Origin of the sequence: Olleya sp. AS48 (assembly GCF_038900355.1) — a bacterium.
Classification (GTDB): domain Bacteria; phylum Bacteroidota; class Bacteroidia; order Flavobacteriales; family Flavobacteriaceae; genus Olleya.
This window is the reverse complement of record NZ_JBBMRD010000014.1, coordinates 16,337-42,014: the sequence shown is the minus strand read 5'-3', so window position 1 is coordinate 42,014 and position 25,678 is coordinate 16,337. Positions and strand designations below refer to the sequence as shown.

Here is a 25,678-nt window from a genome sequence, read left to right as displayed (position 1 = left end):
AAACCGATTTTAGTTTTAAAATCGGTTTTTTTATGCTCAAATTTTTACGAAAAAATTAATACTAATTATATTACTTTTTTAGTTAAATACCCTAATTTTAGCCTTTAATTTAATTTGTATTTAAAATGAGAGTAGCTGTAGTTGGAGCAACCGGAATGGTTGGAGAAGTTATGCGTAAAGTATTAGAAGAAAGACAATTTCCTATATCAGAATTTATACCTGTAGCTTCAGAAAGATCCGTAGGTAAATCACTTTCATTTAACGGTAAAGATTATAAAATTGTAAGCTTACAAGACGCTGTAAATGCCAAACCAGATATTGCTTTATTTTCGGCTGGTGGAAGCACATCATTAGAATGGGCTCCAAAATTTGCAGAAGTAGGTACCACTGTGATTGATAATTCTTCGGCTTGGAGAATGGATCAGGACAAAAAACTAGTGGTTCCGGAGATTAATGCAAATCAACTTACTAAAGAAGACAAAATAATAGCCAATCCTAATTGCTCGACCATACAAATGGTTATGTGCTTGGCTCCTCTTCATAAAAAATATAAAATTAAAAGAATAGTCGTTTCAACTTACCAATCCATTTCTGGTACAGGAGTAAAAGCTGTGCAACAATTAGAAAATGAATTAAATGGCGTTACAGGAGAAATGGCGTATCACTATCCTATCTTTAAAAATGCAATTCCGCATTGTGACGTATTTGAAGACAATGGATACACCAAAGAAGAATTAAAGTTAGTTAACGAAACCCAGAAAATATTAAACGATAATACTATTGCTGTAACAGCTACTGCAGTTAGAATACCAACAGCTGGTGGACATAGTGAGTCTGTTAATATTGCATTTGAAAATGATTTTGATTTAGCTGAAGTTAAAACGCTTTTAGGCCAAACCGAAGGCGTAGTCGTACAAGATAATTTAGACACTAACACCTATCCAATGCCTTTATATGCCAATGGTAAGGATGATGTCTTTGTAGGTCGTATTAGACGCGACTTATCTCAGGCAAACTCTATTAATATGTGGATTGTTAGTGACAACCTGCGTAAGGGAGCAGCTACAAACACTGTTCAGATTGCAGAATATTTAGTAAAACACAACTTAGTTTAGATATAACAATCTAAATTTCATTAAGTTAATACCATTTTTAGGTCAATTAATTTATATATTAGTGACCATATATTTTTTATATGGTCAAAAACTACACGAGCTTATTAGTTATTGCTTTTTTTACTTTGTTGCAATTTTCTTGTAGCTCAGAAGAAACGTATATCCCAATCCAAGAAAGTACAGAGACCTCTCCTGTTATTTTTAATCCAGAAGCAACACCTTTTAATACATTATCAGAATACCATTTTTTTAAAGACAACCTTAAAGACTTAACTCCTGTTGTAGGCGTCCTGCCATATCAACCTATTAATTCCTTATTTACAGATTACGCGCACAAAAAAAGATTTATTTGGATGCCTAAAAACCAAAAGGCAACTTATGTTAATGATTATTCAATTTTAAATTTTCCTGATGGCACTGTTTTTATAAAAAACTTTTATTACCAAAATACATTACCTAGTAATTTATCAAGGATTATTGAAACACGATTAATGTATAAATCTTCCGAAGGTTGGAAATTTGCAAATTATATCTGGAATGATGATCAAACAGAAGCATACTTTGATTTAGCTGGAAGTTATACAGATGTTACTTTTATTGAAAACGGAGTAACAAAAACCACCACTTACAGAATTCCGTCTGCTGCAGAATGCTTTACTTGCCACAAGTCTGAAGTTAACTCCATTCCAATTGGTCCAAAACCACAAAATCTAAATAAAGATTTAGCATACGCTGATGGTGTAAAAAATCAATTACAAAAATGGATAGAAATTGGTTATTTAGAAGACAACTTACCTAACACGATCAATACTGTTTCTAACTGGCAAGATGTTACTTCTACACTTAGTGACAGGATTAGAGGTTACTTAGATATTAATTGTGCACACTGCCACAGTCAAGATAGACATTGTGACTACAGACCTGTTAGGTTTGCATTTGGAGATTATCAAGGAGATACTAGTTTAGGTGTTTGTGTAGATCCAGATACACCAATAGCACCTTACTCTAAAATTGTAGAACCAAATAATATAGCACGCTCATTAATTCACTTTAGATTAAATAATACACAAGAAGAATATAGAATGCCTTTATTAGGTAGAACACTAATACACCAAGAAGGTGTTATTCTTTTAGAGCAATGGATTACTTCACTAACACAAACCTGCCAATAAACTAACCGTCTAACCATGAAAAAACCACTACTTACTATTTTAATTTGCTTAGTTACATTTATAATTAAAGCACAAACAAACAGCAACAGCTGCTTGGATACAAATACAGACACAGCTATAGTTGGTCCTGGGACATTTACCCTTAACGGAATTATTGATGGTACAGAAATACCTTCTCCTATTTGTGCAGCAAACGGAACTGGGGCAACAAATGGAGAATGGTACAGGTATATACCAACTAACGACTACTCTGTAACCATCAGTACAGACTTAACTCAAAATTCTGGTAAAGACACACGTGTACATATCTATTCAGGAGCTTGTGGTAGCCTAACCTGTGTTGCTGGAGATGATGATTCTGGAACTAATTTCTTATCTGTTGCGACATTTAATGTAATAGTTGGTACATCATATTACATTGCTTTTGATGATAAATGGAGTGACTCAGGGTTTGATTGGGAATTAACGGAAGGTGCAGTGGTTATTCCACCTCCTCCTGCTCCTGTTACATTTAGTCAACAATCACTTTCTACAAACGGTTCAAATCGTGCTGTTGTTGATATGAATGGGGATTTTCTAGATGATGTTGTTGCTGTTACAGCTACAAATATTAATATTAATTATCAATTAGCGACAGGTGGTTTTAATACTGTCAATATTGCAACCACTTCTGCTGATTTCACACCAAACTGGAGTCTTGCTGCTGCAGATTATGACGCCAATGGTTATACGGATTTATTATATGGAGCTGGACAAGGTGTAACCTTTATGAAAGCAAACGATACTGGAACTGGATTTACAGAAATTTCAGGCTCAGAATATGTTTTTTCCCAAAGATCAAATTTTGCAGACCTTAATATGGATGGTCATTTAGATGCATTTGTTTGCCATGATGTAGAGCCTACTGTGTATTATATTAACGATGGTAATGGTAATTTGCAATACTATCAATCAACCGTAGGAACTGCTCCTTTTAATTTAGGAGATTACGCATCTGGTGGACATTATGGATCAATTTTTGTTGATTATGATAACGATGGAGATAGTGATATGTTTATCGCCAAATGTGGTGGTGAAGAAGCTAGAAGAAAAAACCAAATGTATAGAAACGACTCTTATTACGATGCTTCAAATACATTAGTAGTCAATTATACAGAGGTAGCCTCTCAAATTGGATTATCAGATCCAATGCAAACATGGTCTTCATCATGGGGAGATTTTGATAACGATGGTGATATGGATGTGTTTGTTGGAGCTAGTTCTGGAACTCATAAATTAATGAGAAATGATTTAGACACAACAACTGGAATAGTAACCTTTACAGATGTTACAACTGGATCAGGAGTATTAGATATGACTGCTACAGGTATTGAAAACGTAACTTACGATTTTGATAATGATGGTATTTTAGACTTAGCTTCAAATGGAAATATATTAATTGGTAATGGTGACATGACTTTTAATCTTTATACAGGTCTATTACCTACAGCAGGATCTTTTGGAGACTTAAACACAGATGGATTTATTGATGCTTTTAGTAGTGATGGTTCAATTTACATGAATGACACCACGATTAATAATTGGATAACATTAAATACCGTTGGAAACGTTAGTAATATAAATGGAATTGGAGCTAGAATAACAATAGAAACAACCTTAGGTAGTCAAATTAGAGATGTTAGAAGTGGTGATGGATTTAGATACATGAACACCTTAAATACTCATTTTGGGTTAGGTACAGCAACCACTATTACAAGCTTAACCGTAGAATGGCCTTCTGGAATAGTAGATGTTATTTTAAATCCTACAGTTAATCAAACTTTAAATATAATTGAAGGTCAAAATCAATTAAGTATTGATGAGTTTTTATTGTCTGACCTAATACTTTACCCTAACCCAACGACTCACAGTTTAAATTTAAATTATGAAAATCATCTTTTAAAAAACACAGAGTATTCTGTTTTTGACATGAATGGAAGACAAGTATTAAAAGGAATATTAAATGCTAACGTTTTAGATGTTTCAAATATTCAATCAGGAAACTATATTTTAAAAATTATTAGTAACGGAAATATTAAAGCTCAAAAATTTATAAAGAATTAAAAAAATCTTAAAAAGCACATGTTAGTAGTTTACATGTGCTTTTTTAATTAATTTTATTCACACAATTAAACCATCCCTTCAACATGAAAAAACTAGCTATTGGTATTTTAACCGTAATAACTATTATGTCCTGTAAAAAAGAAGCAGAAAAAAAAGAAAAAAGTATTGTTGTTGAGTATCCAACAACAACCAAGGTTGATACTGTTACTAACTATTTTGGCACAAATGTTAAAGACCCTTACCGTTGGTTAGAAGACGATAGAAGTCCAGAAACAGAAGCATGGGTAAAAGCAGAAAATAAAACTACTTATGCTTATTTAGACAATATTCCTTACAGAAAAAAACTAAAGCAACGTTTAGAGAAGTTATGGAATTATGAAAAAATTGGAGCGCCTTTTGTAGAGGGTGACTATACCTATTTTTATAAAAACGATGGCTTACAAAACCAGTATGTAATCTACCGTTATAAAACAGGAGAAGACCCAAGTACAGCAACCGTGTTTTTAGACCCAAATACATTTAAGGAAGATGGTACTATATCGCTTGGAGGTACTAGCTTTTCTAAAAACGGAAAGATACTAGCCTACGCAATTTCTGAAGGTGGAAGTGATTGGCGAAAAATTTTAGTAATGGACACACAGTCTAAAACAATTATCGAAGACACCTTAGTAGATATAAAATTTAGCGGAATGTCTTGGTACAAAAACGAAGGCTTTTATTACTCAAGCTATGACAAACCAAAAGGTAGCGAGTTATCTGCAAAAACAGATCAGCACAAAGTATATTACCATAAACTAGGGACGTCGCAAAAAGAAGATCAGTTAATTTTTGGAGGAACAGCTTCTGAAAAACACAGATATATCTACGGAAGCGTAACAGAGGATGATCGATATTTAATAATATCGCCACGTGTATCGACCTCTGGAAACAAATTATACATTAAGGATTTAACACAACCAAACTCAAAATTAGTAGAGATTATTGGCAACACAGATAGCGACACTTATGTAATTGAAAACGAAGGCTCAAAATTATTTTTAGTTACAAATCTAAACGCTCCAAACAAAAAAATAGTTACTGTTGATGCTTCAAATCCGACACCAGAAAACTGGGTGGATTTTATACCTGAAACTAAAAATGTATTAAGTCCTTCAACAGCTGGTGGATACTTTTTTACTGAGTATATGGTAGATGCAGTATCTAAAGTAATGCAGTACGGCTACGATGGTAAATTAGTAAGGGAAGTAAAACTTCCTGGTGTAGGAAGTGCTAGTGGATTTGGTGCTAAAAAGGAAGAAAAAGAATTATACTATTCATTTACAAACTATGTAACTCCAGGAAGTATTTATAAATATGATATTGAAACCGGTACTTCAGAGCTATTCCGTAAACCTAATATTGATTTTAATCCTGAAAATTACGAAAGCAAACAAGTCTTTTATAACTCAAAAGACGGTACAAAAGTACCAATGATTATTACACATAAAAAAGGATTAACGCTTGATGGTAAAAACCCAACAATCCTATATGGTTATGGTGGTTTTAATGTAAGTTTAACACCTAGTTTTAGCATTGCTAATGCTGTATGGATGGAACAAGGTGGTATATATGCTGTACCTAATCTTCGTGGTGGAGGTGAATACGGAAAAGCATGGCACGATGCAGGAACACAACTTAAAAAACAAAATGTGTTTGATGATTTTATTGCTGCTGCAGAGTACCTTATTAATCAAAAATACACCTCATCAGACTTTTTAGCTATTAGAGGTGGCTCTAATGGAGGTCTTCTAGTTGGAGCAACAATGACCCAACGTCCAGATTTAATGAAGGTATCTTTACCTGCGGTTGGTGTTTTAGACATGTTACGTTACCACACGTTTACAGCTGGAGCAGGTTGGGCTTATGACTATGGCACTGCAGAAGATAATAAAGAAATGTTTGATTATTTACTAGGCTACTCTCCTGTACATAATGTAAAAGAAGGCACACAATATCCAGCTACGATGGTTACAACAGGTGACCATGACGACAGAGTTGTACCTGCACACAGTTTTAAATTTGCTGCAGAATTACAAGCTAAACAAACCGGAAACAATCCTGTTTTAATCAGAATAGAAACTGATGCAGGACATGGAGCAGGAACTCCCGTTAGTAAAACAATAGAGCAATATGCTGATATTTATGGATTTACACTATACAATATGGGTTTTGAAGTATTACCAACAGAAATCGAAAACTTTAAAGATTAAAACAAACACATACAACGTATTAAAAACCTGTAGGTTCAATATCCTACAGGTTTTTTGTATGTTATATTTCTAGTCTTAAATAACACATAAAAAACAATCTTTATTTTGGTGATATTAGTCAATTGATATAATTTTGCATCCATAAAATGAAACAAATTATCTCTAAATATTTGACGCTAATAATACTCTTGTTATTCTCAGGAGTAATAAACGTATTTGCAAATAGTACATTAGATAATAATTTCACTTTAATTAGTACATCTAAATCTGAAACAACAAACCCAGTTTCAATAGATGACATTTCAAGTCAATCCGCTCACTTTTCAATTTTCAATAATCAAGACAACCAATTAATTTTTGATTATACAGAAAGTGAAGAAGCAGAAAATGAAGAATCGGTAACAAATACCACTATAAATTCTTTTGGTAGCTATATAGCTGCATTTTTAAACGCTCAATTATTAAGCGATTTATCCTCTCAACTTCAAGCAGAGGCTAACCATTACAAACAAACTTTTTGTCAACCTTCGACAAAACTTCACATTAGATTAGAGGTTTTTATAATCTGATTTTCTTTCTTTTTTAAAACCAATTTGCAATTGGTTTATTACTTACAAAACATTTAACATAACACAAATAGCCAGTCATATGCCTTATTGGCAATGACTTGCTACAATCACATTTTATTTTAAATAAAAAATTATGAAAAAAATCTTCATTTTCATGGGTTTATTCGCATGTCTATTTCATACAAGTTGCGAAACTAAAAAAGAAGAAAAGAAAGAACATGTTGCTTTTCTTGTTACAAATCCTATCAAAAAAGACACCACTATAATTAAGGACTATGTTAGTCAAATTCACTCCATAAGACATATAGAATTAAGAGCTTTAGAGAAAGGTTATCTCAAAAGTATATTTGTAGACGAAGGTCAACACGTTAAAAAGGGACAACCTATGTTCCAGATAATGCCAAATATTTATCAAGCCGAATTACAAAAGGCTAAAGCCGAATCTAATGCTGCACAAATTGAATTACAAAACACTAAACTATTAGCAGAAGGCAATGTCGTTTCTCAAAATGAATTAGCTATGGCAAATGCCAATTTAGATAAAGCAAATGCTGAAGTTGCTTTAGCACAAACTCATTTAGGTTTTACTAAAATAACCGCACCTTTTGATGGTATCATGGACCATTTAGAAGCAAGAGAAGGAAGTCTTTTGAACGAAGGAGAGTTACTAACCACGTTGTCTGACAATAGTAAAATGTGGGTGTATTTTAACGTACCAGAAGCGGAATACCTAGATTATATAACAAGCACAGACAAAGACGTTAAAAAAGAAGTTGGCTTACTAATGGCTAATAACAAACAATTTAACCAAAAAGGCATTGTTGAAACTATAGAAGGAGAGTTTAATAGCGAAACCGGAAATATTGCTTTTAGAGCCACGTTTCCTAATCCTGATGGTATTTTAAGACATGGCGAAACTGGTAGTGTATTAATGTCTATCCCTTTTAAAGATGTTATAATTATACCACAAAAAGCCACTTTTGAAGTGTTAGATAAAACCTATGTTTTTGTAATAGATAAAAATAATGTAGTAAAACAAAAAGAAATTACAATTGGAGCAGAGCTACCACATCTATTTATAATAAGCAAAGGGCTTTCGCAAAACGACACGATTTTATTAGAAGGTATAAAAATGGTTAAAAACAATCAAAAAATAGAAACCAAGTTTTTAGAGCCAACCAAAGTAATGTCTGAGTTAGACTTATACGCTGAATAATTTTAGAATTTAATCTTCAAAAGACATGTTTAAACAATTTATAAAAAGACCCGTTTTGGCTATTGTCATTTCGGTTATCATCTTATTTATAGGTGGTTTAGCTATCAAGCAACTCCCTATATCTCAATTCCCTCAAATAGCACCAACAACAGTAAATATTTTTATAGCATATCCTGGTTCTAGTTCAGAGGTATTAGTAAACTCTACCTTAATTCCGCTAGAAACAGCCATAAATGGTGTGCAAGACATGCGTTATATAGCATCAGATGCAACAAGTGCTGGTGAAGCTACAGTACGTGTGATTTTTGAACCAGGAACAGATCCTAACGAAGCTGTTGTTAGGGTTAAAACACGTGTGGATCAGGTCATGCCATTATTACCAGAGTTAGTGCAACGTGAAGGTGTAATTATAACACCTGTGCAACCTAGTATGTTAATGTACGTTAACCTATCTAGTACAGATAAGCACAACGACGAAAAGTTTTTATATAACTATGCATATACCAAAATAATCCCAGAAATACAGCGTATTAAAGGGATTGCAAGTGCACAAATTTTAGGAAGCAGAAAATACGCAATGCGTGTTTGGTTAAAACCAGATCGTATGCGTGCCTATAATATTTCTGCAGAAGAAGTTTTAGAAGCAATGGAAGAGCAAAGCATTTTAGCTAGACCTGGTCGTTTAGGTAGAAGTTCTGGTAAAACTGCACAATCTTTAGAATATGTACTAACCTATCAAAATAGATATAACGAACCTGATCAATATAAAAACATCATTGTTCGAGCAAATAAAGAAGGTGAAACCATTCAACTTAAAGATATTGCTGATGTAAATTTAGGTAGTGAATTTTTTGACATTTATTCTAATTTAGATGGTAAACCATCCGCCTCAATAGTCCTAAAACAAACGTTTGGTAGTAATGGTAGTGATGTTATTAAAGAGGTAAAAGCCAAATTAGCAGAGCTAGAAGTAGATTTACCACCTGATGTAGATTTCCAAATTAGTTATGATGTGTCTAACTTTTTAGACGCGTCTATAGAGCAGGTTTTACATACCCTTAGAGATGCCTTTATTTTAGTAGCCATTGTTGTCTTTTTATTTTTAGGAGATTGGCGCTCGACACTAATACCAATCATTGCAGTACCTGTATCCTTAATTGGTGCCTTTTTTGTAATGCAATTATTTGGGTTGTCAATTAACTTAATTACTCTTTTTGCATTAGTATTAGCAATTGGTATTGTAGTAGACAATGCTATTGTTGTTGTGGAAGCAGTCCATGTTAAAATGGAAGAAGACCACCTCACACCCTACAAAGCATCTTATGAAGTATTAGGCGAAATTGGAGGAGCAATTGTAGCCATAACCTTAGTAATGGTTTCGGTTTTTATACCTATTTCATTTATGACAGGTCCTGTTGGTGTATTTTATCGTCAATTTTCGATTACTATGGCTGGTTCAATTGTAATTTCAGCAATTGTAGCATTAACATTAACACCAGTTTTATGTGCAATGCTACTTAAAAATAACCATGGGAAAACTAAAAAATCTATTGTAGATAAATTTATACTTTGGTTTAATAATGGTTTTGAAAAACTTACAGGAAAATACGTAGCAGTACTAAACAAAATAGTAGCGCGACGTATTATAACTTTTGGGATATTAGCAGCATTTTGTGCAGGAATATATTTTACTAATAAAGTATTACCTGCTGGTTTTATACCTAACGAGGATCAGGGAATGATTTATGCCATTATCCAAACGCCTCCTGGAGCAACTTTAGAACGTACAAATGAAGTTGCTAAAAAACTTCAAAAAATTTGTGAAGAAACCGAAGGTGTAGAATCTGTGTCATCACTTGCTGGTTATGAGATTATGACAGAAGGTCGAGGCTCTAATGCTGGTACGTGTTTAATTAATTTAAAACCTTGGTCAGATCGTCACCACTCTGTGCATGAGATAATGGAAGAACTTGAAGATGAAACCAAAGATTTAGGAGCTGTTATCGAGTATTTTGAGCCTCCTGCAGTACCTGGTTTTGGATCTTCTGGTGGATTTGCAATGCGCTTACTAGACAAAACCAACTCTACAGATTATCAACATTTTGAAAAGATTAATAACGACTTTATAGCTGCATTGTCCAAACGTAAAGAGCTTACTGGATTATTTACTTTCTTTTCTGCAAACTATCCTCAATATGAGTTAAAAATAAACAACAAAATTGCTATGCAAAAAGGAGTAACTATTAGTAAAGCAATGGAAAATTTAAATATTTTAATTGGTAGTACTTACGAGCAAGGTTTTATTCGATTTGGTAGATTCTTTAAAGTATACACACAAGCAGCACCAGAATATAGAAGACTACCATCTGATCTAGAAAAGCTTTATGTTAAAAACGAAGAAGGAGATATGGTACCATACTCTGCTTTTATGTCTATTGAAAAAAAATTAGGACCAAATGAAATTACACGATATAACCTTTACAATTCTGCGTCAATAAGAGGGTTACCTGCTTCAGGATATACAAGTGGTGACGCCATAAACGCGATAAACGAAGTAGCTAAAAAAGAGCTACCCAATGGATATGACATCGCTTGGGAAGGCCTGTCCTATGATGAAGCCAGTAGAGGTAATGAATCGACTTATATATTTATTATAGTTTTAGTATTTGTCTACTTTGTGTTAGCTGCACAATACGAAAGTTTTTTATTACCATTAGTGGTTATTTTATCACTTCCTGTGGGTGTTTTTGGATCATTTTTCCTATTAAAAGCAATGGGATTAGCTAATGATGTTTATGCACAAATTGGAGTAATCATGTTAGTAGGACTACTTGGTAAAAACGCAGTATTAATTGTGGAGTTTGCAGTACAAAAACAAAGACAAGGCGCTACAATTCTAGAAGCAGCAATTGAGGGTTCCAAAGCTAGATTTAGACCTATTTTAATGACGTCCTTTGCTTTTATTGCAGGATTAATTCCCTTAATAATAGCAACAGGTGCTGGAGCAATTGCTAATAAAACCATAGGAAGTTCATCATTAGGTGGTATGTTAATAGGGACTATTGGCGGAGTATTAATTATTCCAGGATTATATTACATTTTCGCCAAAATGGCTGAAGGAAAAAGTCTAATAAAAGATGAGTCGCTTGAGCCTTTATCTGAAGAATTTATTAGAAATAGTGAATCTGCTGGACAACAAACTAAAAAGAATACTGAGCAGATTGTTAAACTAAAAAATCTATTAAAAAAACTAAGCAAAAAAAATAAAGATGAATAATAAAACCATAAAACATCTTTTTGTTGTTAGCATCATGATTGTACTATTATTACAATCATGTGTGCCAACACAAATAGCGATAAGAGAAGAAAATAAAACCATTTCTGAGACTTACAGTAACAATAGTAGTGATACACTAAACACAGCAGTCGTAAAGTGGAAAGACTTTTTTTCCGACCAAAATTTAACAAACTTGATAGACTTGGCATTAGCTAATAATCAAGAATTAAATATGATGCTACAGCAAATTAATATGGCTGAAAACGAAATAAAAGCTAAAAAAGGAGACTATTTACCTTATGTAGGTATTTACGCTGGTGCGGAAATTGATAAAGTTGGTGAATTCACCAGAAATGGTGCTGTAGAGCAACACTTAGACATACGTGAACATGAAGAGTTTCCGGAACCATTAACCAACTTTTCGGCAGGACTTTCTGCCTCTTGGGAATTGGATATTTGGAAAAAACTTAGAAATGGTAAAAAATCAGCAGTTTTAGAATATTTAGCAACTATCCAAGGTAAAAACTTTATGGTTACGCAATTAGTTTCAGAAATAGCAAGTGCCTATTATGAGCTTATTGCTTTGGATAACCAACTTACTATAGTTAAACAGAACTTAGACTTACAACAAAGTGCTTTAAAAATGGTAAAGCTTCAAAAAGAAGCTGCTAGAGCAACACAGCTAGCTGTTAGACGCTTTGAGGCTGAGGTTTTTAAAAATAAAAGTAATAAATATCAAATTCAGCAAAAAATAGTAGAAACAGAAAATTTGATTAATTTTTTAGTTGGAAGATACCCACAAACAGTAATCAGAAATTCTAATGATTTTATAACTAAAGAAGTAGACGTTATGCACTCTGGTGTACCCTCACAATTATTAGCCAATCGACCAGATATTAGACAAGCTGAACTAGAGTTATCTGCCTCAAAGTTAAACGTAAATATAGCTAAGGCAAATTTCTATCCTTCCATTGGTATTAAAGCTGGTGTTGGATTAGAAGCTTTTAAACCTAAATTTTTAACTAGCACACCAGAATCTTTAGCGTATTCTTTAATTGGAGATATAATCGCTCCATTAATTAACCGAAATGCAATTAAAGCAGAATATAAAACTGCCAGTAACAAGCAACTTCAGATTATTTATGAATACGAAAAAACGATTTTAAATGCGTTTATAGAAGTAGAAAATCAATTATCTAATGTAGAGAATTTAAACAAAAGTTACCTTTTAAAAACACAACAAGTGGAGGCACTTACGGAAGCTATAGATCTTTCTATTAGACTTTTTAAATCTGCAAGAGCAGAATATACAGAAGTACTCCTTACACAAAGAGAAGCATTAAATTCTAAAATTGAAATTATAGAAACTAAACGCGACCAATTATTAGCTAATGTAAAACTATATCAAGCTTTAGGTGGTGGATGGAATTAAAAAACAATAATAAATTTCAAAACCGTTCCATTTGGAGCGGTTTTTTTATACTATTTTTGCACGACTATGCTAGCAGTAAAAAATCTTTCTTTTTCGTATAATAAAACACCTGTTTTAAAAGACATCTCTTTAATTGCTAATCAAGGTGAACACGTTGCTATTATTGGCGAAAGCGGTTCTGGAAAAAGCACTCTTTTAAATCTTATTTTTGGCGAATTTGACTTAAATGAAGGTCAGATTTTCTGGAAAGACCAAGAGATTTTAGGTCCTAAATATAATCTTGTGGTTGGTTATGAATTCATGAAATATGTCTCTCAAGAATTTGACTTAATGCCTTATATAACCGTTGAAGAAAACATTGGTAAACACCTTTCTAATTTTTTCCCAGAAGAAAAAAAAGAACGTACTGCAGAGTTGCTAGAAGTTGTAGAACTTACAGAGCTTGCTAAAACCAAAGTAAAAACCTTAAGTGGTGGTCAAAAACAGCGCGTCGCATTAGCACGTGCATTGGCAAAACAGCCAGAAATTATTTTATTAGACGAGCCTTTTAGTCATATTGATAACTTCCAAAAACAATCGCTTAGACGCAATGTATTTAGATATTTAAAAGACAAAAACATCACATGCGTTGTTGCAACACATGACAGAGAAGATGTTTTAGGTTTTGCAGACAGAATGATTGTTTTGTACGACAACAAAATTGTTGTTAATGATAGCCCAGAAAATTTATTCAAAAATCCAGAAGCACCATTAATAGCTTCGTTTTTTGGCGAGTTTAATATAATTAACGATGCAATAATATACGCGCATCAATTAAAAATGGTAACCAATTCTGAGCTTAAAGCTACAGTGTTGCACTCTTATTTTAAAGGACACTATTACTTAATTGAAGCCTTATTAGGTGATGACATTGTATTTTTTGAAAGTAAAACAAACTTAGAAAAAAATACTACTCAGTATTTAGAAATCACAAAATAGCATAACCGCTAAAAGCACCATGATGTGTCAACGAAAAAGAGACAGCTAACAAGACTCTATTATGCTGTAATTTAGGCACACCAATGTTGTTTTTAATACTAGTTCCTTATTCTAAATTTAAGGGAATTATATTCAACTTTTTTCTAATTCAATTTCACTAAAGATACCTCGAAAATTGTTGACTTAGACGTTAGTTAACATTTGTTATTGAAAAATTTTGTGCCCTAAAAACAATATCATCGCCAATGGTTTTACCTAAAAGCAATTGTGCAATAGGCGTATTGGCTGCAATTGCGTAAAATTTTTGAGTGTCAACCTCTAGCTCTCCAGCACTAATAGCAATGTAATAATTGGATTTTGTAGTATACACAACACTACCTAAACCTATAATTTTAGAGGTCTTTTCTGTACTTATTTTTGCTAATAATTGATTTACTTTTTGGATTTGAGCCAATTGATGTCCTGCTTTTTCGCGTTCTAATTGTACCATAGCTCGCCCAGTTTCATGCTTATCTCCAGCGCTACTTTTAGTCTCAGAGGTTAAGGATTCTTGCAGTTCTAAAATGGTTTTATTAATGGTATCCAGTCTATTTTGAGTAAACAAAACACAACCATTATGTAATGCTTGTTTAACTTTTTCAGTGCTATTCATCCTCTGTTTTATAATTTAAAGGACCATAAAAATTCATCTGTTTTATTATCCAACTTTTTCTAGAGGCTATGTAATTAGTAACAGGATTAGCCTTGTATTTTCTTGGGTTTGGCAAAATTGCAGCTATTGCAGACGCTTCCAATTTTGATAATTTAGATGCTGGTTTTTTAAACCAATATTGTGCTGCTGCTTCGGCACCATAGACACCATTACCCATTTCTATACTATTTAAATAGACTTCCATGATGCGCTCCTTGGACCAAACCAACTCTATTAAAAAAGTAAAATACGTTTCTAATCCCTTGCGTAGCCAACTACGTTCTGGCCACAAAAACACATTTTTTGCTGTTTGTTGGCTAATGGTACTTCCACCTTTAATACGTTTTCCTTTTTTATTGTTTTCGTAAGCTTTTTCAATTGCTTTTAAATCAAATCCATTGTGACTTAAAAAAATTTGATCTTCGCTACAAATCACTGCTAGTTGTAAATTTTTAGAGATATTTTCTATTGGCTCCCAATCGTGATTCAATAATTTTGGACTGTCTTTTTCAAAATATCTAATGACCATTAATGGTGTTATTGGTACAGGCATCCACTTGTATAAAATGACCACACCAACGGTTGAAATAATAAACCAAAGTAAACATTTAGCTAAAAACTTGAATATTTTTTTAAACATATTACTCTATTAGGTTTGCTAATTCTTCTCCTATTAAACTTCCAATTGCAACTCCCATTCCGCCTAATCGCACACCACAAAACACATTATTACTAAGCTGTTTTACAATTGGTTTTTTTTGAGCTCCTACACCCATAATTCCGCTCCATCGATGCTCTATTTTAAATGATATATTAGGTAAAATTGTAGTGTTTAAAAGTGATTCTAATTTATTTTGAATTAAGTCCGTTTGTTCCAAATCCGTAGTTTCTTCTGCTTTAAAATCTAGATTACGACCACCTCCAAATAGTATTCTGTTATCGATGTTTCGGAAATAATAATACCCTTCATCCAAATGAAACGTGCCTTTTATATGAAGGTTTTTTATTGGTTTTGTAATTAACACTTGTGCTCTTGCTGGTTTAACTTCAGGAATGTTTAAAACCGAAGCGAAGCCATTTGTTGCTATTAATAATTTTGATGTTGAAAAACTAAATTGATTGGTATCAACTTTTACAGTATTGGCATCTTCTGAAAAACTAGACACCGAAACATTATTAAGTATTTTAATGCCTTTTAAGAACGCTTTTTGTAGTAAAGCCTCCATCATAAGACCTGTGTCTATTTGTCCTTCAAATTGATTAAAACAGTACTGATTCTTAATATTATTAAAGCGAAAGGTATTGTCTTTTAAACTAAATACGTTGTCTCCAAAAACAGGTTTCAATAAATTATTGACTAACGTTTTTTGTTCTAGACAGATTTCAAATAAATCACTGTTAGTATTAAACAACTCATAACCTCCTAATTGTTGATAATCTATGGTTTTGTCTCCTAGGTTTTCTCTTAATTTTTGTAATCCTTTGACACGTTTTTTAACCAAGTCTAAGACCTCTTGTTCACTATGTGTTTTAAGGTCATCTACAATTTCTGACAAGCTACCAAAACAGGCAAAACCTGCATTTTTAGTACTTGCGCCTTGAGGTAAGGTACCTTTTTCTAAAATTAAAATGTTAGCTTTTGGAAATCTTTTTCTTAAATGTAAAGCGCAATTTAAACCCACAATTCCACTACCAACAATAGTGTAATCTACGTTGGTTAGCCATGATTTTATTTCCCAATAACTTAATGTCATTTTAATAAGATACTAAATTTGTTTATTCTTTTTGATTAATAAAAAATTGTGCGAGCGCATTTATGTCTTCGTTTTTTAAATTGAATTGACCATCAATTGCTATCGTTTCGTTTTTAGAATTATTTCCAACAATTTTTAAGGTTGTCAGTTTTTCTAAATAACTATTCAGTAACGGAAAATGATTCTGCTTTTGCAGCCTTTCAAAATTAACTTTTAAAGCAAAAACTTCCGAAGTTTCGCTTAATTTAGATTTTACTGTATTGGATAAATTGGTACTTGCTTGCAAACTTTTAGCGTTAGTAGAATCTATTTTAACTTGATACAAAGGAAATATATCTTTACTTAATTTACCATCTTTTACTATGGCTATTTTTTCTAAATATTTATAAAGTTTTGAAGCGTCAGATGTTAATTGCAAATTAATTTCTGGTACTTGTTTTGTTACCGTTGTTAAGGTTTCTACTTTTTCAAAATCGTCATTATACTCATAAGTTATTACTGAATCTAATTGTGTTGTCGATTTAGCAATTTCTAGAGCCATATGACCTTTATAATATGTATCTAAACTGTCTGTATCTACAGCTTGATTTTTGTGTTTAAAGCTGACATACTTTAGTGTTGAAAGTAGATTAAGATTAAATGTTACACTAGCATCTTTAGAAAAATTTGTGCTTTTATAAACTTTTGGTGTATCCAAAAATACAGGCAACACAAAATCACCTTGTATTACAGCTTTTCCAGATTGAAAATTAATAGCCAAATGATCTGTTTTTGTGAGGTAGTTAAAATGTCCATCTGCATCCTGTAATTTCTCCCATTTTACATCTAACTTTGTTAATGTTTTATGGTCTACCAATATATCTTCAAATACTTGATTTACATCTTCTTTACTTGGGTTGTAAGCTAAAACTGCTTGTGTTTTGTTAAATGCTATAATCACACTATTATTAAATAATGTTGCAACAGTATAGTCTTGGCTGTCTTTAAAATCTTCCGCTTTATAATTAGCTTTAAGGTAGCCCTTAAAGGTGTTTTGTTCTGAAATTTTAAAGGATGTAAAAACTGTAGTTATAGGTTGTCCCTTAACAGTGTATAAAAAGATGTTTGCTGGAATATTGAATCCTTTTTTTTGTTTGTCATCGTCATCATAAATAGTGTCTTTCTCTCTTTTTGATTTTAAATAAAATGAAGGATTTGCTATTGCATTTAACACTAGTGATTGAGCGATACCGTCTATATTCACCTTAACTATTTGATTGGCCTTATAATGAATCACATCTTGGTAAGACGTGTAATTACGGTACATTAAAAAGCCTTTAAAAGCCAAAAGCAGCACACTAATAATAATGGCTGCTTTTTTTAATATTTTCTTAATTTTCATTAATAATTATTTTGCAAATTTTTCGATGATATTAAAGATATATTTTAAAGCATTTTCTTCGGTTGGAGGCACACCAACAACCATTTCGCTATTAACTGTATTTCCTTTAATTTTTGATGCAGTGATATAAGCATCCTCTGTAGTATTTAAAAACCATTCTAGCTTACCACTTCTGTCAATTCCCATCTCTTCTATTGGTAGTTGTTGTGCTAATTGTTTAGCGCTAACAAATACAGAATAAGAATTGTCTAACATCATTTTTTTAGTTTTAGATGTTACTTTAGCATCAAATGTACCTGAGACGATTTTATTCATTTCTACTTGAGATGTACCTAAAAAAGCAATTCCGTCTTTAATTACAAAGTGAATAGCCAGTGGGCTTCTTGGGACTTCAAATGTGTAATAACCATTATCAAAAGTTGCCATATCTTTGTTTACAGTATATTGGATTAATTTATTAAGCATACTAGGCTCATCCGTAGATGCCATTAATAAAAAATCTGGAATTGTTTCTGTTTTTGTTTTTTCAACTTCAACATACTCATAATCGTCATTATATTGGTAAGTAGTATAGGTAACTTCTTGCTGAGATATACCTGATAATAAAAATAGTAAATCTCCATTAATTACTTCACCTACAGCTTCCTCATCTAATAATAAAGAAAATAAATCTATACCCAAACTAGCTTCTTCTCCGTAGTATGGCATGTTGCTATACATAGACTTCATTAATTTAGGATACTCTTCTAACATGGCTTCTGTGTCTATAGAGTAGCTCATAAAGCCAATCATTCTGTCTTCATTTACATAATCTAAAAACTTTTTATTAAGTTTTCTAGAGGTCATTTTTTTATAACTATCTGCCATTTGATCAGACATAGTGTACTTTGTATTTAGTACCATTTTGTCGTTTTCTAAAAACAATTTAGCTGTTAATCCATTATTAGCATACATGCTTGATAAATCAAAACCAACTAATTGATTGTAGTACATAGACCCTAACATATTAGAATATAATTGACCAAAGTCATTGACCCATAATGTAGCTTCTGCTTTACTGTCTAGACTACTTAAATATGATTTATTTTTTAAGATAGAACGATTTGGTTGTTGCGTTAAAAGCTGCTCTGCCTTTAATAAAGCCCAATTTTTATTTATAGCACTTTTAATTTGGTAGTTAGACGTATCATTATTGTAATCATATTCCACAACCTCAGTAGCTTCCTCTTCAATATACTCGTCCTCATAAACCTCTTCACTTTCTGTAGACTCGATAACCGTTTCTTCTATTTCTTCCTCATATGCTTCTTCAGCCTCAATAACTTCATCATCGTAATCCTCTGCAGTTGTTACAACAGCATCATCTATTACGTATCCATAGTAATCATCTTCTGTTAGTCCGTAACGCTCCATGACTTCTGGGTTTTGAAAATACGCCTCGTTAGTGCTTCCTACAACCATAATTAATGTTGAGCTATCCCAAACAATACCGCCTTGATTATGATCTTTAAACGATCTTATTCCGTTAGCGTTTGCGATTTCTTTTTTGCTTTGAGTTGTTAAAAAACTTTCAAAAGCAGTTACATTTTTTAAAGGAACGATAAATGCATTGTAATTAATACTATCATTAGCTTGGAAAAAATAATGAGCAGAGCCATTTAAGTCAAAACCAAAATCTTCCAACGAGTTGTATTTAGTCTGCTTTCTAGATAATTCTTTTAAAATCTCAGTTCCCATAAACGAGTTATTTAACTCATCTATTGACATTAATTGTAACAAATTATTTCCTTTTATTGTGGCAACAACAGCTGCATCACTTGGGATTTTTGATGTTGAATTTTGTGCAAAAGAAAATACAGATGCACATAGCATGATTATACATGATAATTTTTTCATTGGTTGGGTGTTAGTTTAAGGATTATTTTTTTAATTGGATATGAGTGGTAAAATCTCCTGTACCATTAATCACATCCATTGCACTTACGCGTTGCATGACTGCTTTTTTAGAATTAGAAATTTTAGCTTGTTTATTATTTTGACTGATTACCTCGTTATCAAATCTATAAATCACTGTATAAGACGCATCATTAAACACCTTTTTATTCTCGGTTTTTAATTTATTATACTGTTTTTTTACTTCTGAAGAATAGGTGTATTTTCTTTTAAAAACACCGTTTTTATCATCAAAAAGATAAGAAGTAGATGCAGCGTTACTTTTTTGTTGACTAGTTATTTTGTTAGTAATCTTATTGATATTATCGATTTTATTGAAATCACATTTTACTGAAAACACAAAATTTTCGTAATCTGCTGTTTTAACAATATTAGTAATACCTTCTGCTTTTTTAAGCTCCGAAACCATATCGTTTAATCCTTTTTGTATATCTGCTTTTGAAGGCACTTTATAACCATTAACAGAGTCTAACAACATGATTGAAGCTAATTTTGATTTGCTTTTACTCATGTTTAGTGTAAAGGTCATTGTACCTGTACCATCATTATTTAGATCAATCTCTTCAATAATTTCAAAACAAGATGTTATTGAAAAAAACACCAATAACAAAAGACTGTATTTTAGGTAACTAGGACTTTTCATGTAAATTGCTTTAGTATTCAAATATACTGAAGCTATTTGTTATATGCATAAAAAAAAAACTCCGAAATTAATTTCGGAGCCTTAGTTTTATTCTTCTATTTGCTTTTCTATAACAAAATCTTCCATAAATTTAGTGGTATAATTACCAGCTAAATAATCTGGATGATCCATTAATTGTCTATGAAAAGGAATGGTTGTTTTAATTCCCTCTATAACAAACTCGTCTAAAGCACGCTTCATTTTATTGATAGCTTCTTCTCTAGTTTGAGCTGTTGTGATTAACTTAGCAATCATTGAGTCATAATTTGGAGGAATACTATAACCTGCATATACATGCGTGTCTAGTCTAACACCATGACCACCTGGTGCATGTAATGTTGTGATTTTTCCTGGTGATGGACGGAAGTCGTTAAAAGGATCTTCTGCATTTATACGACACTCAATAGAATGTAAATTTGGAGTATAGTTTTTTCCAGAAATTGGCACACCTGCTGCAACTAAAATTTGCTCACGGATTAAGTCAAAATCAATAACTTGCTCTGTAATTGGATGCTCTACTTGGATACGCGTATTCATTTCCATGAAGTAGAAATTTCTATGCTTATCTACTAAAAACTCTACTGTTCCTGCGCCTTCGTATTTAATATATTCTGCTGCTTTTACAGCTGCTTCACCCATTTTTTTACGTAAAGCTGTTGTCATAAAAGGAGAAGGTACTTCTTCTGTTAACTTTTGGTGACGACGTTGGATAGAGCAATCTCTTTCTGATAAGTGACATGCTTTTCCTGTGCTATCTCCTACAATTTGGATTTCGATGTGACGTGGCTCTTCAATAAGTTTTTCCATGTACATATCATCATTTCCAAAAGCTGCTTTAGATTCTGCACGAGCAGACTCCCAAGCATTTTGCAAATCTTCTTCTTTCCAAACAGCACGCATACCTTTACCACCACCACCTGCAGAAGCTTTAAGCATTACAGGATATCCTGTTTCTTTAGCTACTTTTAGGCAGTCTTTAAAGTCTGCTATTACACCTTCGCTTCCTGGTACTACAGGTACACCTGCAGCAATCATAGTTGCTTTAGCGTTTGCTTTGTCTCCCATTCTGTTAATCATCTCTTCAGATGCACCAATAAATTTAATTTGGTGTTCTTCACAGATTTTAGAAAACTTAGCATTTTCAGATAAAAATCCATAACCAGGATGGATGGCATCTGCATTTGTAATTTCTGCTGCAGCAATAATATTTGACATTTTTAAATAAGACTCACTACTTGATGGAGGTCCAATACAAACTGCTTCATCAGCAAATTTGACGTGTAAACTCTCAGCATCTGCAGTAGAGTATACTGCAACGGTCTTTATGCCCATTTCTTTACAGGTTCTGATAACACGTAATGCTATCTCTCCTCTATTGGCAATTAATACTTTTTTAAACATCTTGTATAAATTAGATAATTAGACGATTTGATTATTCGATTTTATACTACTTTATAAGTAGCTAAAAAATACTAATAATCTAAAATTAAGATGGGTCTACTAAAAATAATGGTTGATCAAACTCTACAGGAGAAGAATCGTCCACTAATATTTTAACGATTTTACCTGATACTTCAGATTCTATTTCGTTAAATAATTTCATTGCTTCGATAATACAAAGTACATCACCTTCTGCAATTGTTTGTCCTACCTCTACAAATAATGGTTTGTCAGGAGATGGTTTTCTGTAAAAAGTCCCTATAATAGGAGATTTAACAGTGATATATTTTGAATTTTCATCAGCTGCAGGTGCTGCTGCCTCTGTAGAGGCTGGTGCTGCTGGTGCTTGTTGCATTGCTTGCTGCATTGGCATTTGAGCCTGCATAGGAATTTGTTGAACGTAAGTTGTCTCTGTTTCTGATCCCGTTTTTATCGTGATTTTTACATCGTCAGTTTCTAATTTAACTTCACTTGCTCCTGATTTAGCAACAAATTTAATTAAGTTTTGAATGTCTTTTAAATCCATAATTATAAGTTATTAATCTTTATTTTAGTTAGTTTAAGAGTTGTAAGCCCATTTTAAATAAATAGAACCCCAAGTAAATCCACCTCCAAAAGCAGCAAATATTAAGTTATCTCCTTTTTTAAGCTTGGATTCAAAATCGTTTAATAATAATGGTAATGTTGCAGAGGTTGTATTACCATATCTGTGTATGTTTTTTAAGACTTTATCGTCTTGTAAGCTCATTCTGTTAGCTGTTGCGTCAATAATACGCATATTAGCTTGGTGTGGCACCAACCATGATACATCATCATGACTAAGGTTGTTGCGTTCCATTATTTTTTCGCAAACATCTGCCATATTAGAAACAGCAAACTTAAATACTGTACGTCCATCTTGGTGTACAAAGTGTTGTTTATTGTCTATGGTTTCCTGTGAAGGTGGTAATATTGATCCACCTGCTTCAATTTTTAAAAATTCTCTACCAGAACCATCACTTCTAAGGTATTCATCCTGAAAACCTAAACCTTCTGTATTTGGCTCTAATAAAACAGCTCCTGCACCATCTCCAAAAATAATGCATGTAGCGCGATCTGTGTAATCTATTATAGACGACATTTTATCTGCTCCAATAAGTAATATTTTTTTATAACGTCCAGACTCTATATAGCTAGTTGCTGTGGACAAACCGTAAAGAAAGCTAGAACACGCTGCTTGCAGATCATAAGCAAATGCATTGGTTGCACCAATTTGGGTTGCTGTATAAACCGCTGTTGCAGCCACAGGTAAATCTGGTGTTGCAGTTGCGACAATAACTAAGTCTATTTCTTTAGGGTCTAGATTGCGTTTTTTAAGCAGGTCTTTAGCTGCATTAATGGCTAGGTAAGATGTCCCTTCGCCTTCTAGTTTAAGTATTCTACGCTCTTTTATTCCTGTTCTTGATGTTATCCATTCATCATTTGTGTCTACAAGAGTTTCTAGTACCTTGTTAGACAAAACATAGTCTGGTACATAGGCACCAACAGCAGTAATTGCAGCAGAGATTTTGCTCATTTTTTAGCTATTTTAGTCAAAAAAAGGTCTAAAATGACCCATATTGACTTAATTATAATAAAATTACTCTTTTTTAGACTAATTCTATGCAAAGTAAATGCTTTTTAACGTAAAGAAAAACAAATCATAAAAAAAACGCCCACAAGTGAGCGTTTTTCTATATGCATGCATAGTAATTATGCTACGTTTTCTTCAACTGAGTTGTCAATTAAAACTTGACCTCTGTAGTAAAGTTTACCTTCACTCCAGTGCGCTCTGTGGTATAAATGAGCTTCACCTGTTGTTGGGCAAGTTGCAATTTGTGGCGCAACTGCTTTATAATGTGTTCTTCTCTTATCTCTTCTTGTTTTCGAGATTTTTCTCTTAGGATGTGCCATTTTATATTATTATTTATCCGTTAATAGTTTTTTTAATGTATTCCAACGAGGGTCTGTTTCCTCTTTGTCTTCTTTTTTATCTTTTAGCTTTGGGCTAAGTTCATCTAATTTGTCAAGTATTTCAGAATCTAATGTTCCGTCTTCCACACCTGGATGTATACGTTTACTTGGTAATGCTAAAACAACTGACTCATATATATATTGTTGTACATTTAGTTCATATTCTCCATGTGGAATGATTAATATGTCTATATGCTCATCATTATACTCGTCTCCAAATTTTACTACCAAATCAAATTCTGTTGTTATTGGCAGGTCAAATGGTTCGTTTGTAACATCACAATTGACGTTTACTGTTCCTGAAATATCAAAATGTAACTCTAATAATGTTGATTTTTTTTCTAAAATTAAATCTACTTTAATATTACAAGAGTTAAAGTCTTCATATTCAAAATGATTAAAGAACGTTTGATCTATACTATAATCAAAATGATGTTTTCCTATTTTTAAACCTACAAATGGTATTGTAAATTCTTTTAATTGCTTCATTACCACATCTATTTTGAGCCTGCAAATATATAAAATTTTCTTTATTAAAAAGACTTATAAACATTTTTTTGTTTATATCTTTCTTTTTGAAAATCCTAATGGGTTTTTGGTAAGCTCTTCGTATTCTTTTCTGTTGTTAAAAATCTGTATTCCTGTAAAAATAGCTTCTTTAAAAGAACTGATATCTGCGGTTCCTTTTCCTGCTATTTCATAGGCTGTTCCATGATCTGGAGATGTTCTTACACGATTTAATCCTGCGGTATAATTTACACCTTGACCAAAAGATAACGTTTTAAATGGTATTAATCCTTGATCATGATATGATGCAATTATAGCGTCAAAATTTTTATAATTGTCTGATCCAAAAAAACTATCGGCTGCATATGGACCAAAAACTAGCTTACCTGTCGCTTTAATTTTTTGTAATGTTGGTCTTAAAACGGTATCGTCTTCACTTCCAATTACACCATTATCACCTGTATGTGGATTAATGCCTAAAACAGCAATTTTTGGTTTACTAATTTTAAAGTCCTGAACTAATGATTTATATACTGTCGCAATCTTTTCTTCGATAAGTTTAGGGGTAATGTGATTAGCAATATCTTTTACTGGTACGTGATCTGTTAATAACCCAACCCTTAATCCTTGAGTTACCATAAACATTAAACTATTACCTTCTAGCTCTTGGTTAAGATAGTCTGTATGACCAGGAAACTTAAAAGTGTCCGATTGTATATTATGCTTGTTAATTGGAGCTGTAACTAATACATCTATTAAATCATCCTTTAGCGCTTTTGTTGCTTGAACTAGAGATTTAATTGCGTATTCACCTATTTTAAGATCCTCTTGACCAAAATTTATGTTTACGTTTTCTTTCCAGCAGTTTAAAACATTGACACGTCCAGGTAATGCTTGATTTATATTATGGATACCATTTAAATTAATATCCAATTTTAGGTGATTTTTTACAAAACTCATGGTTTTGATCGAAGCAAAAATAATTGGCGTACAAAAATCTAACATCCTATTATCTTCAAATATTCTTAAAACCACTTCGGCTCCAATACCATTTAGGTCTCCTATTGATATTCCTAGTCTAATATTTTCTTCTTTCTTCATTAATACTAATAACTATTGTTTGTAAATTTACCAAAGCAAATTTAACCAAATAATACGATTAAGTTT

21 protein-coding genes are annotated in these 25,678 nt (G+C 32.4%); 9 read left to right on the top strand and 12 right to left on the bottom strand.

The features are described 5' to 3' along the window. The first annotated feature begins 125 nt into the window (after window positions 1–125). The 9 genes from WNY60_RS14610 to WNY60_RS14570 all read left to right on the top strand — a co-directional run bounded on the left by WNY60_RS14610 (window position 126) and on the right by WNY60_RS14570 (window position 14,111). On the top strand, window positions 126–1,115 hold the full coding sequence (locus WNY60_RS14610) for an aspartate-semialdehyde dehydrogenase (protein ID WP_145005255.1): 990 nt from the start codon (window positions 126–128) through the stop codon (window positions 1,113–1,115). Between the two features lie 80 nt (window positions 1,116–1,195). Continuing rightward, window positions 1,196–2,287, top strand: a complete 1,092-nt coding sequence (locus WNY60_RS14605; protein ID WP_342862833.1) for a hypothetical protein — start codon at window positions 1,196–1,198, stop codon at window positions 2,285–2,287. A gap of 15 nt (window positions 2,288–2,302) precedes the next feature. Next, a complete protein-coding gene (locus tag WNY60_RS14600; RefSeq protein ID WP_342862832.1) occupies window positions 2,303–4,390 on the top strand; it encodes an FG-GAP-like repeat-containing protein in 2,088 nt (695 codons plus the stop codon). Between the two features lie 83 nt (window positions 4,391–4,473). Next, window positions 4,474–6,639, top strand: a complete 2,166-nt coding sequence (locus WNY60_RS14595) for a prolyl oligopeptidase family serine peptidase (RefSeq protein ID WP_342862831.1) — start codon at window positions 4,474–4,476, stop codon at window positions 6,637–6,639. A gap of 146 nt (window positions 6,640–6,785) precedes the next feature. Continuing rightward, entirely contained in the window at window positions 6,786–7,208 is a 423-nt protein-coding gene (locus WNY60_RS14590) for a hypothetical protein (RefSeq protein ID WP_028282611.1), read from the top strand. Window positions 7,209–7,341: 133 nt separating this feature from the next. Next, entirely contained in the window at window positions 7,342–8,424 is a 1,083-nt protein-coding gene (locus tag WNY60_RS14585) for an efflux RND transporter periplasmic adaptor subunit (RefSeq protein ID WP_342862830.1), read from the top strand. A 25-nt stretch (window positions 8,425–8,449) separates the two neighbouring features. After that, the gene (locus WNY60_RS14580; RefSeq protein WP_342862829.1) at window positions 8,450–11,701 is read left to right on the top strand and encodes an efflux RND transporter permease subunit; all 3,252 of its coding nucleotides are present in this window, start codon (window positions 8,450–8,452) and stop codon (window positions 11,699–11,701) included. Then, window positions 11,694–13,133: a TolC family protein gene (locus tag WNY60_RS14575; protein WP_342862828.1), complete on the top strand. Its 1,440-nt coding sequence runs from the start codon at window positions 11,694–11,696 to the stop codon at window positions 13,131–13,133. The genes WNY60_RS14580 and WNY60_RS14575 overlap by 8 nt, the downstream gene beginning before the upstream one ends. A gap of 66 nt (window positions 13,134–13,199) precedes the next feature. Continuing rightward, window positions 13,200–14,111 carry an ABC transporter ATP-binding protein gene (locus WNY60_RS14570; protein ID WP_342862827.1) on the top strand — a complete coding sequence of 304 codons (912 nt, stop codon included), beginning with the start codon at window positions 13,200–13,202 and terminating at the stop codon, window positions 14,109–14,111. Window positions 14,112–14,301: 190 nt separating this feature from the next. On the opposite strand, the gene WNY60_RS14565 is transcribed toward WNY60_RS14570, so the two are convergent. From WNY60_RS14565 to pdxA, 12 genes are all read right to left on the bottom strand, one after another. Continuing rightward, window positions 14,302–14,763: a 3-oxoacyl-ACP synthase gene (locus WNY60_RS14565; RefSeq protein ID WP_342862826.1), complete on the bottom strand. Its 462-nt coding sequence runs from the start codon at window positions 14,761–14,763 to the stop codon at window positions 14,302–14,304. Beyond that, the gene (gene mtgA, locus WNY60_RS14560) at window positions 14,756–15,442 is read right to left on the bottom strand and encodes a monofunctional biosynthetic peptidoglycan transglycosylase (RefSeq protein WP_339807416.1); all 687 of its coding nucleotides are present in this window, start codon (window positions 15,440–15,442) and stop codon (window positions 14,756–14,758) included. Before mtgA ends, WNY60_RS14565 begins: the two co-directional genes overlap by 8 nt. A gap of 1 nt (window position 15,443) precedes the next feature. Then, a complete protein-coding gene (locus tag WNY60_RS14555) occupies window positions 15,444–16,556 on the bottom strand; it encodes an FAD-dependent oxidoreductase (protein WP_342862825.1) in 1,113 nt (370 codons plus the stop codon). A gap of 22 nt (window positions 16,557–16,578) precedes the next feature. Continuing rightward, complete coding sequence (locus WNY60_RS14550) at window positions 16,579–17,937, bottom strand: hypothetical protein (protein WP_342862824.1); 1,359 nt, start codon at window positions 17,935–17,937, stop codon at window positions 16,579–16,581. A 6-nt stretch (window positions 17,938–17,943) separates the two neighbouring features. After that, window positions 17,944–19,833: a hypothetical protein gene (locus WNY60_RS14545; RefSeq protein WP_342862823.1), complete on the bottom strand. Its 1,890-nt coding sequence runs from the start codon at window positions 19,831–19,833 to the stop codon at window positions 17,944–17,946. A 22-nt stretch (window positions 19,834–19,855) separates the two neighbouring features. Next, window positions 19,856–20,533: a hypothetical protein gene (locus WNY60_RS14540; protein WP_145005210.1), complete on the bottom strand. Its 678-nt coding sequence runs from the start codon at window positions 20,531–20,533 to the stop codon at window positions 19,856–19,858. 87 nt (window positions 20,534–20,620) lie between these two features. After that, window positions 20,621–21,973, bottom strand: coding sequence for an acetyl-CoA carboxylase biotin carboxylase subunit (accC, locus tag WNY60_RS14535; RefSeq protein WP_145005207.1), 1,353 nt, complete (start codon window positions 21,971–21,973; stop codon window positions 20,621–20,623). An 85-nt stretch (window positions 21,974–22,058) separates the two neighbouring features. Beyond that, window positions 22,059–22,538: an acetyl-CoA carboxylase biotin carboxyl carrier protein gene (accB, locus tag WNY60_RS14530; protein ID WP_145005204.1), complete on the bottom strand. Its 480-nt coding sequence runs from the start codon at window positions 22,536–22,538 to the stop codon at window positions 22,059–22,061. A gap of 33 nt (window positions 22,539–22,571) precedes the next feature. Next, window positions 22,572–23,567: a beta-ketoacyl-ACP synthase III gene (locus WNY60_RS14525; RefSeq protein ID WP_145005201.1), complete on the bottom strand. Its 996-nt coding sequence runs from the start codon at window positions 23,565–23,567 to the stop codon at window positions 22,572–22,574. 176 nt (window positions 23,568–23,743) lie between these two features. Beyond that, window positions 23,744–23,944, bottom strand: coding sequence for a 50S ribosomal protein L32 (gene rpmF, locus WNY60_RS14520; protein WP_028282597.1), 201 nt, complete (start codon window positions 23,942–23,944; stop codon window positions 23,744–23,746). A 9-nt stretch (window positions 23,945–23,953) separates the two neighbouring features. Further along, the gene (locus WNY60_RS14515; protein ID WP_145005198.1) at window positions 23,954–24,493 is read right to left on the bottom strand and encodes a DUF177 domain-containing protein; all 540 of its coding nucleotides are present in this window, start codon (window positions 24,491–24,493) and stop codon (window positions 23,954–23,956) included. A gap of 72 nt (window positions 24,494–24,565) precedes the next feature. Further along, window positions 24,566–25,612, bottom strand: coding sequence for a 4-hydroxythreonine-4-phosphate dehydrogenase PdxA (pdxA, locus tag WNY60_RS14510; RefSeq protein WP_145005195.1), 1,047 nt, complete (start codon window positions 25,610–25,612; stop codon window positions 24,566–24,568). Window positions 25,613–25,678: the final 66 nt, after the last annotated feature.

Coding starts and splice junctions, on each gene's coding strand:
- WNY60_RS14600 (WP_342862832.1), top strand. CDS start 2,303: ATGAAAAAACCACTACTTACTATTTTAATTTGCTTAGTTACATTTATA.
- WNY60_RS14570 (WP_342862827.1), top strand. CDS start 13,200: ATGCTAGCAGTAAAAAATCTTTCTTTTTCGTATAATAAAACACCTGTT.
- WNY60_RS14555 (WP_342862825.1), bottom strand. CDS start 16,556: ATGACATTAAGTTATTGGGAAATAAAATCATGGCTAACCAACGTAGAT.
- WNY60_RS14540 (WP_145005210.1), bottom strand. CDS start 20,533: ATGAAAAGTCCTAGTTACCTAAAATACAGTCTTTTGTTATTGGTGTTT.
- rpmF (WP_028282597.1), bottom strand. CDS start 23,944: ATGGCACATCCTAAGAGAAAAATCTCGAAAACAAGAAGAGATAAGAGA.
- WNY60_RS14590 (WP_028282611.1), top strand. CDS start 6,786: ATGAAACAAATTATCTCTAAATATTTGACGCTAATAATACTCTTGTTA.
- pdxA (WP_145005195.1), bottom strand. CDS start 25,612: ATGAAGAAAGAAGAAAATATTAGACTAGGAATATCAATAGGAGACCTA.
- WNY60_RS14515 (WP_145005198.1), bottom strand. CDS start 24,493: ATGAAGCAATTAAAAGAATTTACAATACCATTTGTAGGTTTAAAAATA.
- WNY60_RS14545 (WP_342862823.1), bottom strand. CDS start 19,833: ATGAAAAAATTATCATGTATAATCATGCTATGTGCATCTGTATTTTCT.
- accC (WP_145005207.1), bottom strand. CDS start 21,973: ATGTTTAAAAAAGTATTAATTGCCAATAGAGGAGAGATAGCATTACGT.
- WNY60_RS14565 (WP_342862826.1), bottom strand. CDS start 14,763: ATGAATAGCACTGAAAAAGTTAAACAAGCATTACATAATGGTTGTGTT.
- mtgA (WP_339807416.1), bottom strand. CDS start 15,442: ATGTTTAAAAAAATATTCAAGTTTTTAGCTAAATGTTTACTTTGGTTT.
- WNY60_RS14610 (WP_145005255.1), top strand. CDS start 126: ATGAGAGTAGCTGTAGTTGGAGCAACCGGAATGGTTGGAGAAGTTATG.
- WNY60_RS14575 (WP_342862828.1), top strand. CDS start 11,694: ATGAATAATAAAACCATAAAACATCTTTTTGTTGTTAGCATCATGATT.
- accB (WP_145005204.1), bottom strand. CDS start 22,538: ATGGATTTAAAAGACATTCAAAACTTAATTAAATTTGTTGCTAAATCA.
- WNY60_RS14580 (WP_342862829.1), top strand. CDS start 8,450: ATGTTTAAACAATTTATAAAAAGACCCGTTTTGGCTATTGTCATTTCG.
- WNY60_RS14605 (WP_342862833.1), top strand. CDS start 1,196: ATGGTCAAAAACTACACGAGCTTATTAGTTATTGCTTTTTTTACTTTG.
- WNY60_RS14585 (WP_342862830.1), top strand. CDS start 7,342: ATGAAAAAAATCTTCATTTTCATGGGTTTATTCGCATGTCTATTTCAT.
- WNY60_RS14550 (WP_342862824.1), bottom strand. CDS start 17,937: ATGAAAATTAAGAAAATATTAAAAAAAGCAGCCATTATTATTAGTGTG.
- WNY60_RS14595 (WP_342862831.1), top strand. CDS start 4,474: ATGAAAAAACTAGCTATTGGTATTTTAACCGTAATAACTATTATGTCC.
- WNY60_RS14525 (WP_145005201.1), bottom strand. CDS start 23,567: ATGAGCAAAATCTCTGCTGCAATTACTGCTGTTGGTGCCTATGTACCA.